The 15325-nt window shown below is 71.7% G+C and carries 15 protein-coding genes; 8 read left to right on the plus strand and 7 right to left on the minus strand.

Annotated elements, in window-relative coordinates; translation table 11 throughout:
* Window positions 1–125: 125 nt before the first annotated feature.
* The 6 genes from DEJ01_RS01600 (at window position 126) to DEJ01_RS18020 (ending at window position 5254) form a co-directional block, all read left to right on the plus strand.
* Window positions 126–2582 carry a phosphoketolase gene (locus tag DEJ01_RS01600; RefSeq protein WP_111092027.1) on the plus strand — a complete coding sequence of 819 codons (2457 nt, stop codon included), beginning with the start codon at window positions 126–128 and terminating at the stop codon, window positions 2580–2582.
* Between the two features lie 93 nt (window positions 2583–2675).
* Window positions 2676–3026 carry a hypothetical protein gene (locus DEJ01_RS01605; protein WP_111092028.1) on the plus strand — a complete coding sequence of 117 codons (351 nt, stop codon included), beginning with the start codon at window positions 2676–2678 and terminating at the stop codon, window positions 3024–3026.
* Window positions 3007–3222, plus strand: a complete 216-nt coding sequence (locus tag DEJ01_RS01610) for a hypothetical protein (RefSeq protein WP_111092029.1) — start codon at window positions 3007–3009, stop codon at window positions 3220–3222. The genes DEJ01_RS01605 and DEJ01_RS01610 overlap by 20 nt, the downstream gene beginning before the upstream one ends.
* A 33-nt stretch (window positions 3223–3255) precedes the next feature.
* The gene (locus DEJ01_RS01615) at window positions 3256–3939 is read left to right on the plus strand and encodes a fumarylacetoacetate hydrolase family protein (protein WP_111028610.1); all 684 of its coding nucleotides are present in this window, start codon (window positions 3256–3258) and stop codon (window positions 3937–3939) included.
* Between the two features lie 153 nt (window positions 3940–4092).
* A complete protein-coding gene (locus DEJ01_RS01620) occupies window positions 4093–5067 on the plus strand; it encodes a sugar phosphate isomerase/epimerase (RefSeq protein WP_181438330.1) in 975 nt (324 codons plus the stop codon).
* Between the two features lie 10 nt (window positions 5068–5077).
* Window positions 5078–5254 carry a hypothetical protein gene (locus DEJ01_RS18020; RefSeq protein WP_164941140.1) on the plus strand — a complete coding sequence of 59 codons (177 nt, stop codon included), beginning with the start codon at window positions 5078–5080 and terminating at the stop codon, window positions 5252–5254.
* Between the two features lie 289 nt (window positions 5255–5543).
* On the opposite strand, the gene DEJ01_RS18025 is transcribed toward DEJ01_RS18020, so the two are convergent.
* The 3 genes from DEJ01_RS18025 to DEJ01_RS01630 all read right to left on the minus strand — a co-directional run bounded on the left by DEJ01_RS18025 (window position 5544) and on the right by DEJ01_RS01630 (window position 9279).
* On the minus strand, window positions 5544–5699 hold the full coding sequence (locus DEJ01_RS18025; RefSeq protein ID WP_164941141.1) for a hypothetical protein: 156 nt from the start codon (window positions 5697–5699) through the stop codon (window positions 5544–5546).
* A 158-nt stretch (window positions 5700–5857) separates the two neighbouring features.
* On the minus strand, window positions 5858–8392 hold the full coding sequence (locus DEJ01_RS01625; protein WP_111092031.1) for an ATP-dependent DNA ligase: 2535 nt from the start codon (window positions 8390–8392) through the stop codon (window positions 5858–5860).
* On the minus strand, window positions 8389–9279 hold the full coding sequence (locus tag DEJ01_RS01630) for an SDR family oxidoreductase (protein ID WP_111092032.1): 891 nt from the start codon (window positions 9277–9279) through the stop codon (window positions 8389–8391). The genes DEJ01_RS01625 and DEJ01_RS01630 overlap by 4 nt, the downstream gene beginning before the upstream one ends.
* A 135-nt stretch (window positions 9280–9414) precedes the next feature.
* Here DEJ01_RS01630 and DEJ01_RS01635 point away from each other — a divergent pair, with 135 nt between their 5' ends.
* Window positions 9415–10452, plus strand: coding sequence for a Ku protein (locus DEJ01_RS01635; RefSeq protein ID WP_111092033.1), 1038 nt, complete (start codon window positions 9415–9417; stop codon window positions 10450–10452).
* Window positions 10453–10463: 11 nt separating this feature from the next.
* Here the strand turns inward: DEJ01_RS01635 and DEJ01_RS01640 are convergent, their stop codons facing one another.
* On the minus strand, window positions 10464–11276 hold the full coding sequence (locus DEJ01_RS01640) for a cupin domain-containing protein (RefSeq protein ID WP_111092034.1): 813 nt from the start codon (window positions 11274–11276) through the stop codon (window positions 10464–10466).
* A 142-nt stretch (window positions 11277–11418) separates the two neighbouring features.
* Here DEJ01_RS01640 and DEJ01_RS01645 point away from each other — a divergent pair, with 142 nt between their 5' ends.
* The gene (locus DEJ01_RS01645) at window positions 11419–12051 is read left to right on the plus strand and encodes an antibiotic biosynthesis monooxygenase (protein WP_111092035.1); all 633 of its coding nucleotides are present in this window, start codon (window positions 11419–11421) and stop codon (window positions 12049–12051) included.
* Window positions 12052–12063: 12 nt separating this feature from the next.
* Here the strand turns inward: DEJ01_RS01645 and DEJ01_RS01650 are convergent, their stop codons facing one another.
* The 3 genes from DEJ01_RS01650 to DEJ01_RS01660 are packed head-to-tail and all read right to left on the minus strand — an operon-like array spanning window position 12064 to window position 15324.
* The gene (locus tag DEJ01_RS01650; protein WP_111092036.1) at window positions 12064–13005 is read right to left on the minus strand and encodes a Ppx/GppA phosphatase family protein; all 942 of its coding nucleotides are present in this window, start codon (window positions 13003–13005) and stop codon (window positions 12064–12066) included.
* Window positions 13006–13015: 10 nt separating this feature from the next.
* Complete coding sequence (locus DEJ01_RS01655) at window positions 13016–13897, minus strand: ribokinase (RefSeq protein ID WP_111092037.1); 882 nt, start codon at window positions 13895–13897, stop codon at window positions 13016–13018.
* On the minus strand, window positions 13894–15324 hold the full coding sequence (locus DEJ01_RS01660) for an MFS transporter (RefSeq protein WP_111039774.1): 1431 nt from the start codon (window positions 15322–15324) through the stop codon (window positions 13894–13896). Before DEJ01_RS01660 ends, DEJ01_RS01655 begins: the two co-directional genes overlap by 4 nt.
* Window position 15325: the final 1 nt, after the last annotated feature.

The raw sequence follows: 15325 nt of genomic DNA on the forward strand, positions 1-15325 counted from the left end.
CCGGCCAACTGTGACCGGAGAGCGCCCTGGGCTTTGCCCTGTGCAAGTCATTCGGCGCCCCCGCCCGAACGGTTTGGGACGAGTTTCCTGAGGTGCCGCAACCCGGTGTTTCGTACCGTGTACCCATGGCTCCAGCACACATCTCCACCACCGACCGGCTCCGGGCGGTCGACGCCTGGTGGCGCGCCGCCAACTACCTGACGGTCGGGCAGATCTACCTGCTGGACAACCCGCTGCTCAGCCGGCCGATCGAGCCCGACGACGTCAAGCCGCGGCTGCTCGGCCACTGGGGCACCTCCCCCGCACTGAACCTCGTGTACGCGCACTGCAACGCGCTGATCACGGAGACCGGTCGCGAGTTCCTGTACATCTGCGGCCCGGGGCACGGCGGTCCGGCGATGAACGCGAACGCCTGGCTGGACGGCACGTGGAACGAGCTGTACCAGGACGTCGACCTGCAGCGGTTCTTCCGCCAGTTCTCGTTCCCCGGCGGCATCCCCTCGCACGCCGCCCCGGAGACCCCCGGCTCCATCAACGAGGGCGGTGAACTCGGCTACTCGCTGTCGCACGCCTACGGTGCGGCGCTCGACAACCCGGACCTCGTCGTCGCGTGCGTGGTCGGTGACGGTGAGGCCGAGACCGGTCCGCTCGCCGGTTCGTGGCAGGCGCACACGTTCCTCGACCCGGTCTCCGACGGCGCCGTGCTGCCGATCCTCAACCTCAACGGCTGGAAGATCGCGAACCCGACCGTCCTGGCCCGCATCCCCGACGAGGACCTCACCGCGTACTTCCGCGGGCTCGGCTACGACCCGATCGTGGTCGACTCCCGCCGCGTCGACGACGACCCGTACGCGGTGCACGCCCTGTTCGACGGTGCCCTGCGACGTGCCCTCGCCGGCATCGACGACATCCAGGCCGCTGCCCGGGCACAGGCCGCCCGTGCCGCCGCGGGGCAGCCCGCCGGTGCCGCGGACCTGCGTCCGCGCTGGCCGATGATCGTGCTGCGCACCCCGAAGGGCTGGACCGGCCCGAAGGAGGTCGACGGCGAGCAGGTCGAGGGGACCTTCCGCGCGCACCAGGTGCCGCTGCCCGCGGTGCGCGAGGACGACGGCCACCGTGCGCAGCTCGAGGAGTGGATGCGCTCGTACCGCCCCGAGGAGCTCTTCGACGAGGACGGCCACCCGGTCGGCATCATGACCACGATCCGTCCGACCGGTGACGAGCGGATGAGTGCCACTCCGCACGGCAACGGCGGACGGCTGCGGACCGCGCTCGACCGGCCGCCGCTCGAGCCGTACGCGGTCGAGGCCGGTTCCACGGCATCCGCCACGGGCACGCTCGGCCCCTGGCTCGCCGCACTCATCGAGAAGAACGCCTCGACCTTCCGGCTGTTCGGCCCGGACGAGACGATCTCGAACAAGCTCGACGCGGTCTTCGAAGTGACCTCGCGCGTCTGGCGGGCCCAGCGCGCCGCCGGCGACGAGCACCTCGCCGCACGCGGGCGGGTCACCGAGGTCCTGTCCGAGCACCTGCTGGAGGGGATGCTCGAGGGCTACGTGCTGTCCGGTCGGCACGGAATGCTCAACACCTACGAGGCGTTCGCCCACATCATCGACTCGATGGTCGGGCAGTACGCCAAGTGGCTGGAGTCCTCGACCGACATCGACTGGCGCGTGCCGGTGTCCAACCTGTCGCTCCTGCTCTCGTCGCACGTCTGGCGACAGGACCACAACGGGTTCTCCCACCAGGACCCCGGGTTCCTCGACGTCGTCGCGTCGAAGCAGCAGGACCTCGTCCGGATCAAGCTGCCGGCCGACGCCAACACGCTGCTCGCCGTCGCCGCGCACGCGATGGAGACCACGGACCGCATCGAGGTGATCGTCGCGGGCAAGCACCCGGAGCCGGTCTTCCTGTCCCTCGACGACGCGGTCGCGCACGCGCAGGCCGGACTCGGCGTGTGGGACTTCGCCGGCACGGAGCAGGCCGTCGGGAAGGTCGACGTCGTGCTCGCCTGCGCCGGTGACGTCCCCACGGTCGAGGCGATCGCCGCCACCGACATCATCCGGAAGCACGCTCCCGGCGTCGGGGTCCGCGTGCTCAACGTCGTCGACCTGCTGGCGCTCGGCGACCCGCGCAAGCACGAGCACCCGATCCCGGACGAGCAGTACGACGCGCTCTTCCTGCCCGGCACGCCCACGGTCTTCGCGTTCCACGGGTACCCGACCCTCGTGCACCAGCTGACGTACCGCCGGAACGGGCACGACGACCTGCACGTGCACGGGTTCCTCGAGCAGGGCACGACGACCTCGCCGTTCGACATGCTCATGCGCAACGAGATGGACCGCTTCGCCCTGGCCCACGACGCCCTGACGCGGGTGGACGCCGAGGCGCACGCCGACCTGCTCACGAAGCTGTCCGAGGCGCGTGACGCCGCGCGGACGTTCGCGTACACGAAGGGTGAGGACCACCCGTCCCTCGCGGGCTGGGAGTTCGCGGGCTGGCCGCAGGACGAGCCCGCCAGCGGCGGGACCGGCGGCGACCCGGGTGCGGGCGAGACCGAGGCGGCCGCGCCCGGCAACTGACGCACTCCTCCACAGGCCTGGAGGCCCGGAGCGCCGTCCACAGGACCGGTCACGCCCGCCGCGTGGCCGGTTCCGTGCTGTCAGGGTTCCGGCATGGACATCGGCTGGATCAGCGCGCTCGTGTCGGTCACGAGCGCGACCGTCGCGCTGGGTGCGCTCGTCGCCTCGGTGCTCGACGGGCGCGCAGGACGGCGAAATGCAGAGTTCTCGGTGCACCGCGACCTGTGGTGGCAGCGTTGGTCGTGGGTCGCCGACCGGGCGACCTCGGACGACGAAGGACAGCGCGCGGCCGCCGGTGTGATGTCGGCTGCGCTGGTGACCCGCAGTTGGACGACCGACGACGACACGTGGACGTCCTCGGCGCTCGCTGACTCCGAGGCAGCGCGAGCGAAAGCCCGGGGACAACAGGAAGGAGTGCTCGCAGATGATCTCGACGCTGACTGATGACGAGTTCAAGCGGTGGCTCGACAACCGAGAGATGACGACACCACGGCTCCTCGCGAGCCCCCACTACGGTCCGCTCATGCGCGCGAAGGGCGCCGAGGCGGAACTCGCGCAGATGCGCATCGAATGGCGCGAACGCCAGGAGCGCGCACGGGCGCGGAAGCTCAAGTATGAGGCGTCCTTCGGTGAGAGCTGAACCGATGCCCTGCGAGCCTGCCACGCTGGGACCGTGACCGAACTCGTCATCCCGGCCCCGAGCCTCCCGACCGTGCCCACGACGACGGGCGCGCGTTTCCCCGTCCGCCGTGTGTTCTGCGTCGGCCGGAACTACGCCGCGCACGCCCGCGAGATGGGCCACGACCCGGACCGCGAGCCGCCGTTCTTCTTCACCAAGCCGGCAGACGCGGTCGTGGTCGACGGGGCCGACACCCCGTACCCGCCGCTGACGCAGCAACTGGAGCACGAGGTCGAGCTCGTCGTCGCGATCGGCACCGGCGGCACGGACATCGCCGTCGCCGACGCCCTCGCACACGTCTGGGGCTACGCCGTCGGGATCGACCTCACCCGTCGCGACCTGCAGGCCGAGGCGAAACGACTCGGGCGGCCGTGGGACACGGCCAAGGGCTTCGACGCCTCGGCACCGATCGGGGCGATCACCCCGGCGGCCGAGGTCGACCCGACCAGCGGCGCGATCGAGCTGACGGTGGACGGGGAACTCCGGCAGTCGGGCGACCTGACCGACCAGATCTGGTCGGTCGCCGAGACGATCGCGGCGCTGTCACGGTCCGTGGCGCTCGCGCCCGGCGACCTCGTGATGACCGGCACTCCGGACGGTGTCGGCGTGCTCGAACGCGGCGCCGTGCTCGTCGGCACGATCGCCGGCGTCGGCGAGGTCCGGACCCGGATCGTCTGAAGCACGTGTCGGCGATGTGTCGACGGGCTGGGAGCGTTCGCAGGCAGCACGGGTAAGTCTTGGGCATCGTCGCGGGTGGGGCCCGCGGCGGACACGGGGCGGCGCATCGCGACGGGGCGACGCGGACACCTCGGGACTGCCGGAGGTACCACCGTGCTGGAACACGACCTGCTCGCCACGTCCTGGACGTGGGCGGGCGACGAGAGCATCCGCTACCGCGTGCACGCCGTCGGCGCCGCCGGGTTCGCCGGCCTGTCGCTGTCCCTCGACGACCTGCACGAGGTCCGCGCGACGACGGGCTTCGCCGAACTGCGCCGCATGCTCGACGCCGCCGGCATCGTCTGGGTCCAGCTCGGACCACTCGACCGGTGGTGGACGTGCACGAGCCGCACCCAGGACGAGGACGCCGACCGCGGGGTCGTGCTCGAGGCCGCGGCGACGCTGAGCGCCTGGCAGGTGGTGGCGCGCGCCGACACCTCGTTGCCCGGAGCCTCCCCCGCGACGATGGCCGACGACTGGGTCGTGCTCGCCGACCAGGCCGAGGCGGTCGGAGCGCAGCTCGTGCTCGAACCGGAACCGTGGTCGAACCTGCCCACGATCGAACGGGCCTCCCGTTTCGTCGCCGCTGCCGGCCACCCCAACGGCGGCCTGCTCATCGACGCCATGCACGCACTCCGCGGCGGTTCCACCCTCGCGTCGATCCGGCAGGGCGTCGCACCCGGGGTCCTCGCAGCCGTCGAGCTGAGCGACGGACTGCTGCACACCCCGAGCGGGATGACCCTCGCCGAGGAGTCCCGGACGGCACGGTACCTGCCCGGTGCCGGGGCGTGGGACCTGCCCGGCTTCGTCCGGACCGTGCGCGAACTCGGGTTCGACGAGCCGTGGGGCGTCGAGGTCCGGACCCCCGCGCACCGGGCGATGCCCGTCCGCGATGCACTCCGGACGGCCGTGGCCGCCACCCGTGCGGTGCTCGACGCCGCCGACGCGTTCGGCTCCCCGGCCGCCCCGGCGATGCCCTCGACGCCCGCACCGACGTCCGCGGTGGACTTCGAGCCACCGCACACCGGCCGGCACGACCCGACGCACGGAGCCCGCCGTCGGGACGCCGACACAGGGACGCCCGCGTAGGTTGCTGGGCATGACTGATCAGGCAGCACACGACGACGACCTGCTCCGCCGTTCCCAGGAGTCCATCGACGAGGCCAAGGCCGCCGCGGCCGAGGTGGTCGAGCCGGAAGAGGACGAGCTCATCGAGGAAGACGCGCCCGTGGCCGACCACGCGGCGCCCTCCGACGGCCCTGCACCCGCGGCCTGACCCCGTCCTGATCCGACAGGATCCCCCCGGACAGACGAGATCGCCGGGCGACCATCGAGGTCGCCCGGCGATTCTTCTTGCCGCTCGTGTGACGATCCCGTCACTCGGCACGTCTCACCAGTGGACCCACCGGTCGCGCTTCGGCGAGCCCGGTGCGGGGCCTCGTGGTCGGTCTCCCTGAACCGGCTGGTCACGTGCCCCGGCGACGGTCCGTGCGCTCCCTGATCCAGCGTGCGGGCCGTCGGGTCTGTCCCGCCCGCCGGGCGGTCAGCCGCTCAGACCGCCCCGGTCAGTCGTCGTCCTCGTCAGCGAGGAAGTCCGCGTACCGGACCTCGGTCTCCGTGGCGCCGCTGCCCGGTTCGACGGTCCGCTGTGACAGGTCGTCCCCCGTGATCGCGACGCGTTCTGCGGCCGTGTAGGGCGGCAGGTACTTGCTCGAGTTCATCTTCGAAGCCCCCTTCGTCCCGGCGAACGTAACAGCCGATGGCCGATCGTGGCCAGCGGTGCCGACACTGTCCCCCGCGCAGACTCGGTACGGGGGACGGATGTTCGCCAGCGGCGGACCCCATGCGCACGCATGTGGAGCCGAAGCCGGAGCGCGGGTCAGGTCTCCCGCACGACGTCGTCCGGGTCCTTGTCCACGCGCCACCCACGCCACGACGGCTGCCGGAGCCGTCCGTCGCCGGTCCACTCGGCGAACTCGACCTCGCCGACGCGCTTCGGCGTGACCCAGTGCGCATCCCGAGCGTCAGGTCGTGGGACGTCGACGAACGGCGGGGTCTTCCGTTCCAGCGGTGCGAGGACCCCGGCGATCTCGTCGAGGTCACGGTCACGGAACCCGGTGCCGACCTTGCCGACGTACTCCAGCCCGTCGGGGCCGGGCACCCCGAGCAACAGCGACCCGATCCCGCCGGCACGCCGACCGCTGCCCGGTTTCCAACCGCCGACGACGACTTCCTGCGTGGCGTGGTGCTTGAGCTTCAGCCAGGCCTCGGACCGCCGACCCTCGGCGTACTTCGACGACCGCTTCTTCGCGACCACGCCCTCGAGTCCCTGCTCGCGCGATGCCGCAAGCACCGCGTCGAGGTCGCCCTGCACCGCCGGCGGCACGTCGATCGCGCCGCCGGGGTCCACGACCGTCTCGAGTGCCTGCCGCCGGGCGTCGTAGCCGAGCCGCGTCAGCTCGTGCCCGTCCGCCTCGAGCACGTCGAACAGCAGGAACCGCACGGGCGTCGTCTCCTGCGCGCTCCGGACCTCGCGCGCCTTCGTCAGGCCCATGCGGTTCTGGAGCAGCTGGAACGATGGTCGGCCACGATCGTCGACGGCCACGATCTCACCGTCGAACACGCCGTCCACACCGGCCCGCTCGCCCAGTTCCTGCAGCTCGGGGTACTGGGCCGTCAGGTCGTTGTCGTTGCGGCTGCGCAGGGTCACCGACCCGTCACGGACCGTCGCCAGCGCGCGCACCCCGTCCCACTTCATCTCGAAGGCCCAGTCGGCCGGGTCCAGCCGGGACTCCCCCTTGGCCAGGGTCGCCTGCATCGTCCGGCGCTCCGACGGTGGGGTCTCAGCGTCCGCGGCCCCGCTGATCCGTCGCTGCCCGGCGCGGTGCGCATCGCCGTGCCCGTCCCGCTGCCGGTCCGCCCGTCGCGCCACCGCCGGCCCGGCAGAGCCGCCGCCGTCCGCCAGCCGTTCGGGTTGCTCCTTCGTGCGGTGGATCAGCCAGTTCTTCTCGTCCCCGCCGCCACGGCCGCGGGTGTGCAACAGCGCGAGACGGCGAGCGCCACCGGCCCGACCGTGCAGCGTGACGATGACCTCCTGCCCCTCGCGCCACTTCTCGAGCTCGTAGGTGCCGTCGTCCCAGATCGTGACCGTGCCGCCGCCGTACTCGTCCTTCGGGATCGTGCCCTCGAACGACCCGTACTCGAGCGGGTGGTCCTCGGTCTGCACGGCCAGGTGGTTCTTGCCCGGGTCGGTCGGCTCGCCCTTCGGCAGGGCCCAGCTCACCAGCACCCCGTCGTGCTCGAGCCGGAAGTCGTAGTGGTCGCGGGTGGCGTGGTGCTCCTGGATGACGAAGGTCGGTGTGCCGTCCTTCCGCACGGTGGGCGCTCCCTCGGGCACGGGCTCCGGCGTCTTCGAGGCGTCCCGCTTCGCCCGGTAGGCGGCGAGCCGGTCACGTGCGGGCTGCTCGGCGTCGTTCGCGCGCTCGGTCCGGTCGCTGTCCCAGTGACCGTGGTCGTCGCGCCCGACGGCCAGCGAGGCGGAGGCGACCGGGTGCAGGAAGTCCCCACGGGCCTCCAGGCGTTCGAGGACCTCGTCCAACGTGAGCTGCGCGAGCCCGCGTTCCTCGAGTTCCTTCCAGGTGCGGGGCGCCGCGACCGTCGGCCGCTCGCGGCCGCGCAGCGAGTACGGGGCGATGGTCGTCTTGTTGCCGTTGTTCTGCGACCAGTCGACGAAGACCTTGCCCTTCCGCTCGGCACGGCTCATCGACGACAGCACCAGGTCCGGCAGGTCCGTCTCGAGGGCCTTGGCCAGCTCGTGGGCGACGTCGGAGACCTGCGCCGTCGTCGCCTTCCCGTCGAGGGCCGCGTACAGGTGGATGCCCTTGGAGCCGGACGTCACCGGGTACGGGTCGAGCCCCATGCCGTGCAGGATCTCGCGCGCGGCCACGGCGACCTCGACGCACTCGGGCAGCCCGACGCCGTCACCCGGGTCGAGGTCGAGGACGAGCCGGTCCGGATTCTGCTGCGCGCCGCGTGGGCCGAACCGCCACTGCGGGACGTGCAGTTCGAGCGCGGCCTGCTGCGCCATCCACACCAGGGTCGGCAGGTCGTCGACGATCGGGTACTCGTTGTCGTGCTCCGAGTGGTGGATGGTGTGGTGCCGCACCCAGTCGGGGGCCGAGTCGGGCAGGTTCTTCTCGAAGAAGACCTTGCCCTCGACACCGTTGGCCCAGCGCTTCCGGGTCACCGGGCGGTCCTTGACGTGCGGGATCATCCACGGCGCCACCCGCTCGTAGTACTCGATCACCCGACCCTTCGTGGTGCCGGTCTCGGGGTAGAGCACCTTGTCGGTGTTCGTGAGCGCGAGCCGCCGGTCCCCGACCAGGACCACGGTCTTGCGCGAGGCGGGACTCACAGCGCCACCCCGGTCGCTCCCGCCACCGTCAGGGTCGTGCCGGACGTGTACGACGACTCGGGCCCCGCCAGGTAGACGTAGGCGCCGCCGAGCTCGACGGGTTGGGCGGGACGGCCGAACGGGGTGTCCTGGCCGTACGCCGCGATCTCGTCGCCCGGGTAGCTGATCGGTTGCAGGGGCGTCCACACCGGCCCGGGCACCACCGTGTTGGCGCGGATGCCCTTGCTGGCGAGCTGCCGCGCGAGCCCGTTCGTGTAGGTGATGATCGCGGCCTTCGTCGCGGCGTAGTCGATCATGCGGTCCTGGGGCTGGTACGCGGACACCGAGCTGGTCGTGACGATCGAGCTGCCCGGCGCCATGTGCGGGACGGCAGCACGGACGAGCCAGAACAGCGAGTACAGGTTGACCTTCATCGTGCGGTCGAAGTCCTCGGTGCTCTGCACGGTGACGTCCTCGTGCACCTGCTGGTGGCCCGCGACCAGCACGAGCGCGTCCAGGCCGCCGAGCTCGCTGACGGCGTCCTGCACCAGGACGTCGCAGAATGCCTCGTCCGTCAGGTCGCCGGGCAGCAGCACGGCCTTGCGCCCGAGGTCACCGATGACGTCGCGGACCTGTTCGAGGTCCTCGCGCTCCTCGGGCAGGGCGTTCAGGGCGACGTCGGCCCCTTCCTTCGCCATCGCGATCGCCGCGGCGCGCCCGATGCCGGAGTCCGCGCCCGTGACGAGCACCCGGTACCCGCGCATCCGCCCGGTGCCCAGGTAGCTCGTCTCGCCGTGGTCGGGGGCGGGGTCCATCGCACTCGCCAGCCCGGACCCCTGCTGGGTCTGCGCGGGGAACGGCGGACGGGGGAACTGGTCGCGCGGGTCCTGCTTGTCGAGCTGGCTCATGGGCCCATCGTGCTCGCGCCGGCCTCGCGGCGGTCCAGCGAACCGGACATCCGTGGAACGATCCCCCGGACGGCGGACCTGTGGAGGAACCGACGGCTCCGGGCACGCACGCGTGCGGGCGGGCATCATGTGCGCATGAGGTCGATCTGGAAGGGCTCCATCGCGTTCGGGCTCGTCAACGTGCCCATCAAGGTCTACGCGGCCACCGAGACGCACGACGTGTCCCTGCACCAGGTCCACGACGACGACAAGGGCCGCATCCGGTACAAGCGGGTGTGCGAGTTCGGCCACGAGGTCGAGTACGCGGACATCCAGCGCGCCTACGACGACGGTGACAAGACCGTGGTGCTCACCGCGGACGACTTCAAGCAGCTTCCCGAGGAGCAGTCGCACGAGGTCGAGGTGCTCGAGTTCGTCCCCGTCGAGCAGGTCGACCCGATGATGTTCGAGAAGACCTACTACCTGGAGCCCGACTCGCGCTCGCCGAAGGCGTACGTGCTGCTGCGCGAGACCCTGGCGAAGACCGACCGTCTGGCGATCGTGCAGTTCACCCTGCGGCAGAAGACGCGGCTCGGGGTGCTCCGGGTGCACGACGAGGTCATCCTGCTGCAGGGGCTGCTCTGGGGCGACGAGGTCCGCGCCGCGGACTTCAAGACGCTCGACACGACGGTGAAGGTCAGCGCCAACGAGCTGAAGATGTCGTCCTCGCTCGTCGAGAGCATGTCCACCGACTTCGACCCCGACCGCTACACCGACTCCTACCAGGAGGAACTGCAGCAGCTGATCGACGCCAAGCTCGCGGCGGGCGACGACATCGACACCGAGAAGACCTTCGGCGCCCAGGACGACGAGGACGACGACGAGGGCGGAGACGTGCTCGACCTGATGGCCGCCCTGCGTGCGTCCGTCGACAAGAAGCGGACGGGAGGCTCGGGGTCGCGTTCGTCGTCGACGTCACGGTCGTCGTCCGGTTCCGGCTCGGGCACGTCCGGCTCCGGCACGTCCGGCTCCGGCACGTCCGGCTCCGGCAGGAAGGCGCCGGCGAAGAAGGCACCGGCCAAGAAGGCTGCCGAGAGCACGACGGAGAAGGCCCCCGCGAAGTCGGCGCCGAAGAAGGCACCGGCGAAGAAGGCCCCGGCCAAGAAGCCCGCCGCCAAGAAGCAGGCGAGCTGACCGTCCGTGGGTCAGACCGCGGTCGACCCGCCGCCCGCCAGGTGCTCGAGCGTGGTGAACACCCCGGCGTACTGCTGGCGGAGCGCCGCCCACCCGGCGCCGGTGTCGATCGAATCCGGTTCCTCGACGGGCACCGCGTACCCGTACTGCGCCCGCGGGACCGGGTCACCCGGCAACCGGAGCTCCTGGGTGAACGCGCCGCTCGCGGCCTCGAAGGTCAGGGTGTGCGATGCGATGTTCCGGCCCCAGTCCGCGGACGGCCACGACATGAACGCGACGTGCCGCATCCCCTCGGCGGGATCGGTCGCCGAGACGTAGCAGCCGTGGTGGTCCTCACCCGGGGACAGGATCGTGTACGTGCCGTTGTCCCGGTAGACGAGCAGGGCCTCGGCGAAGGGCTTCGGTGCGTACATCGCGGTGTAGCGCAGGGCGTGGACGAACTGCGGCCGCCCCAGCGGGACCGTCACGAGCGCGCTGCGGACCGGCCCCTCGCTGGCTGGCGACTCGCCCGGGGTCGACGCCGCTGCACCTGCCGGCAGGTGGGCGACGTAGAGCAGCTCGGCGTCCTCCGTGCCGGTGCTGCGGCCGTCGTGCACGATGCGCGGCTCCTCGACCAGGGCCTGCCCCGGCCCGACGACCCGAGTGGCCTCTTCGGTGACGTGCGTCAGCGCCCCGCGCACCACGAGACCCGTCTGGCGTGCGTCGTGCTGGTGCCAGCCGGTCGACGCACCCACTGGGAGCGTCAGCCGCCGCACCTCGTACGTGCCGCCGTCGGGCCCGTCGACGGTGGCGACGAGGGTGGTGCTGGGCTCGGGGTGGGGCATCGGGGTCCTCTCGGTGGCGCGTTCGCCAGATGATCGTCTTGCACCCACCTGGGACGGTGGTCGAAGGACGACGCGGATCCGTTCAGCCGGCGCGCGAGGCACGTGTCACGAGCCGGAAACACGGGTCCGCGACACTGGTCGGATGACTCCACAAGAGCCTGGGAGCCTGCAGTCGTCATCCGAGACCGCAGGCCCGCCCGTCACCGTCTCCGTCACCCGCCTGGTCGAACCCGACCGCATCCCCGAGGTCACCCGCTGGGTGCAGTCCGGGGTGAACCTGGCGAACCGCTACCCCGGCTTCCTCGGCTCGGGGTGGGTGCGTTCCACCGCGCAGTCCCGCGAGTGGCACATGCTCTACCGGTTCGCCGACCACGACTCCCTGGCCACGTGGGAGAACTCCGACGACCGGCTGCGCTGGCTCGACCTCGGCCGTGACCTGGTGGTGGAGTCCCGCGTCGAGAAGCGCACCGGCATCGAGGGGTGGTTCGACGTGCCGCAGGACGCCCCGGCCTCGAGCGCTCCCCCGCGGTGGAAGCAGTCCGTGAGCATCTGGCTCGGCTTCTTCCCGGTCAACCTCGCGTTCACGTACCTGACGGCCTGGCTCGTCCCCGCGTTCGCGCACGTCGCGATCCTGCCCCGGGTGCTCATCACGACCGTCGTGCTCACGCCGATCATGACGTTCTGGGTGCTGCCGTTCGTGACGAAGCTGATCCGTCCGTGGCTGCTCGCTCCGCCGAGGCAGCGACGGCAGCCGGACCCGCAGCCAAACGGCTAGACCGACGGGGCGCTACGGGGTCCCGAGCACCGACAGCTGGTCGAGCCGCTCGAGGATCACGCCCTCGCGGAGCGCCCACGGGCAGATCTCGAGGGCCGGCAGGTCGAAGATGTCCAGGCACGCCTCGGCGACGAGCGCGCCGGGCACCACCTGGTGCGCCCGGCTCGGTGAGACACCGGGCAGCGCCGCGAGCTCGTCGACCGACATCGTGAGCAGTTCCGGCAGCCGCTGCCGCAGCACCGCTCCGTCGAGCGCGCGCGGCACCAGGGGCCCGGCGGCCGACGGGGCGGCACCGCAGATGCGGGCGATCGACCGGAACGTCTTCGATGTCGCCACGGCCCGGTCCGGACGCCCCGAGCGGAGCAGCCGTCCGGCGTCCCGGGCGATCTCCACACGGATCTCGTGCCGGATGCGGCGGACGTCGTCCTCGGTCGGGGTGCCGGCCGCGAAGTAGGAGCGCGCCAGGCGTGCGGCGCCGATCGGCATCGACCACGCGACGTCCGGCGCCTCGTCGGCACCGCCGGCGATCTCGAGCGAGCCACCGCCGATGTCGAAGACCGCCAGGCGACCGGCGGACCAGCCGAACCAGCGGCGCACGGCCAGGAACGTCAACCGGGCCTCGTCGGAGCCGGACAGGACGGCCAGTTCGACCCCGGTGGAGGCCTCGACGTGGGCGAGCACGGCCTCGGAGTTGCCGGCATCGCGCACCGCCGAGGTCGCGAACGCGAGCATGTCCTCGCAGCCGCGTTCTTCGGCGACGCGGACGGCGTCGGCGACGAAGGCGGTCAGGGCGTCGATGCCCTGCTGGGTCACCGCGCCCGAGTCGTCGAGGTGCTCGGCCAGCCGCAGCGGCTGCTTGAACGAGGACGCCGGCAGCGGCGCGGCGCCGCCGTGGGCGTCCACCACGAGCAGGTGGCCGGTGTTGGACCCGATGTCGAGGACTCCCACGCGCATGGGGACAACGCTAACGGCCTGGAGGCCCGTCCTCCGCCCGCAGGAACGCCTCCAGCTCGGCGGTGGTCGGGTACGAGGCCTGTGCGCCCGGCTTGGTCGCGGCGTACGCCCCGACCCCCACCGCGAACCGAGCGGCGTCGACGAGAGTGTCGCCCGCCGCCAGACGCAGCGCCACCGCACCCATGAAGGCGTCACCGCAGCCCGTGGTGTCCACCGGCTCGACCCGCACGGCGTCGATCGGCACCGGCTCGGCGTCCCCCTCGTGCACGACGCAGCCGGCACCACCGCGGGTGACGATCGACCGCGCGACGCCGTGGTCCCCGAGCGCCGCGGCCTCGTGCTCGTTCACCAGCAGGACGTCGGTCAGCTCGAGGAGCTCGGCCGGCACGGCGCCGAACGGCGACAGGTTCGTGAGCACCGTGACCCCGGCGGCGTGCGCGGCCCGGGCGGCGGCGAGGACGACGTCGATCGACACCTCGAGGCAGAGCCCCAGCACCGCGGCGTCGGCGAAGGCGTCGGTCGGCACATCGTCCGGCGTCAGCGTGCCGTTCGCCCCGGCGGAGATCACGATGGTGTTCTCGCCTGCGGCGTCGACCGTGATGACGGCGGTGCCGGTCGCGACGCCCTCCCGGACGGCGACGTGCGTCGTGTCGACACCCGCAGCCGCGACGGAGTCGCGGAGCAGCGCACCGTTCCCGTCGTCGCCGACCGCACCGATCATGCGCACCGTGCCCCCGAGCCTCCCGGCAGCCACCGCCTGGTTGGCGGACTTGCCCCCGGGCAGGATCGCGAGGTCGGAGCCCTGCAGGGTCTCACCGGGCTGGGGGAAGCGCGTGGTGCGGACCACCAGGTCCGCGTTGAGCGACCCGACGACGACGATGCTCTCGGTCAACGGACGGTCTCCTTCTGCGGGGCGACGGACGTGGTCTCGGCGCCTTCCGGGCGGGGGATGAGGAACGAGATCGCGAGCGCGACGGTCGTGATCGCGGCCCCGAGCAGCATGCCACCGGAGTACCCGGCGGTGCCCGCGGAACCGCCGACGCCGAGCGCGATCTGCAGCGCGGGCAGGACCGCGAAGCTGACCCCGGCGCCGAGGTTGAACGCACCGGCGTTCAGCCCGGGCAGGAACCCGGGGTTCGACTCCGGCGACAGCACGATGCCCAGGCCGTTCAGGATGATGTTCGCGATGCCGGCGTAGGTGATGCCGATCAGCACCGTCGCGGTGACCAGGACCGGCAGGGAGTGCACGCCGACGAGCGCCATCAGGACCGTCGAGACGATGCTGCCGATGAGTCCGAAGCGCAGGACCGCGCGGTACCCGATGGTGGGGGCGAGGCGCCCGGCGAAGGGTCCGACGATCCAGCCGACCAGCGCGTACGGGGTGAGGAACACGAGCGAGGCAAGGTCGGCCTCCATCCCGAAGCCGGCGTCCCCGTTCTGCGCGAGCGACGTGACCAGACCGTTGACGACGGCGAAGACGCCGGTCATGGTGAGGAATGTCGTGGCGAGGAGCGCCCAGGTCGCGCGGCGCTTCAGGAACCGGGTCTCGACCAGGGGCTCCCGCACCCGCGACTCGACGGCCCAGAACACCGCGAAGGCGACGAGCGCGACGACGACGCCACCCACCACGAGCACGGGGTTCGCCGCGCCGAGCTTGCCGGCCTCGTTGAACGCCGTGAGCAGCGCACCGACGCTCACCACGAGGGGGACGACGCCAATCCAGTCCATCCGGGTGCCGGCCGAGGGCTTCGACTCGACACCCCAGACGGCGACCAGGAACAGGGCGAGGACGGTGACGACGGCGATGACCCAGAAGATCCCGCGGAACCCGAAGTTCGTCGCGATCCAGCCGCCGGCCAGGGCGTCGACACCCGCGATGCCGCCGTTCACCGCGGTGAGCAGGCCGAGCGCGGCGCCGTAGCGCTTCGGGTCGCTGATCTCGTTGCGCAGGACGAGCAGGCAGATCGGGACGACCGGACCGGTGACGCCCTGGATGATGCGACCGGCGAACAGCATCGGCACGTTCACCGCGAGCGCGGCGACGATGCTGCCGACGAGCATCACGGCGAGCATGCCGATCAGCACGCGCTTGCGACCGACGATGTCGGACAGCCGCGGCAGGAACAGCGAGAACAGCGCCGCGAGCGTGAAGTACAGGGTCTGCGACAGCCCGATCGTGGCGTCGTCGGTGTTGAGCTCGCGCGCCATCGTGACGAGGGCGGGGCTGAGCATGCTCGCGTTCAGCTGGAACGCGATGCACGCGGCGAGGAGCGCGGCGGTGAGGGCGCCGATCGACTTCTTCGTCGAGGTGGTGGTCATG

Source organism: Curtobacterium sp. MCLR17_040 (genome assembly GCF_003234735.1).
Classification (GTDB): domain Bacteria; phylum Actinomycetota; class Actinomycetes; order Actinomycetales; family Microbacteriaceae; genus Curtobacterium; species Curtobacterium flaccumfaciens.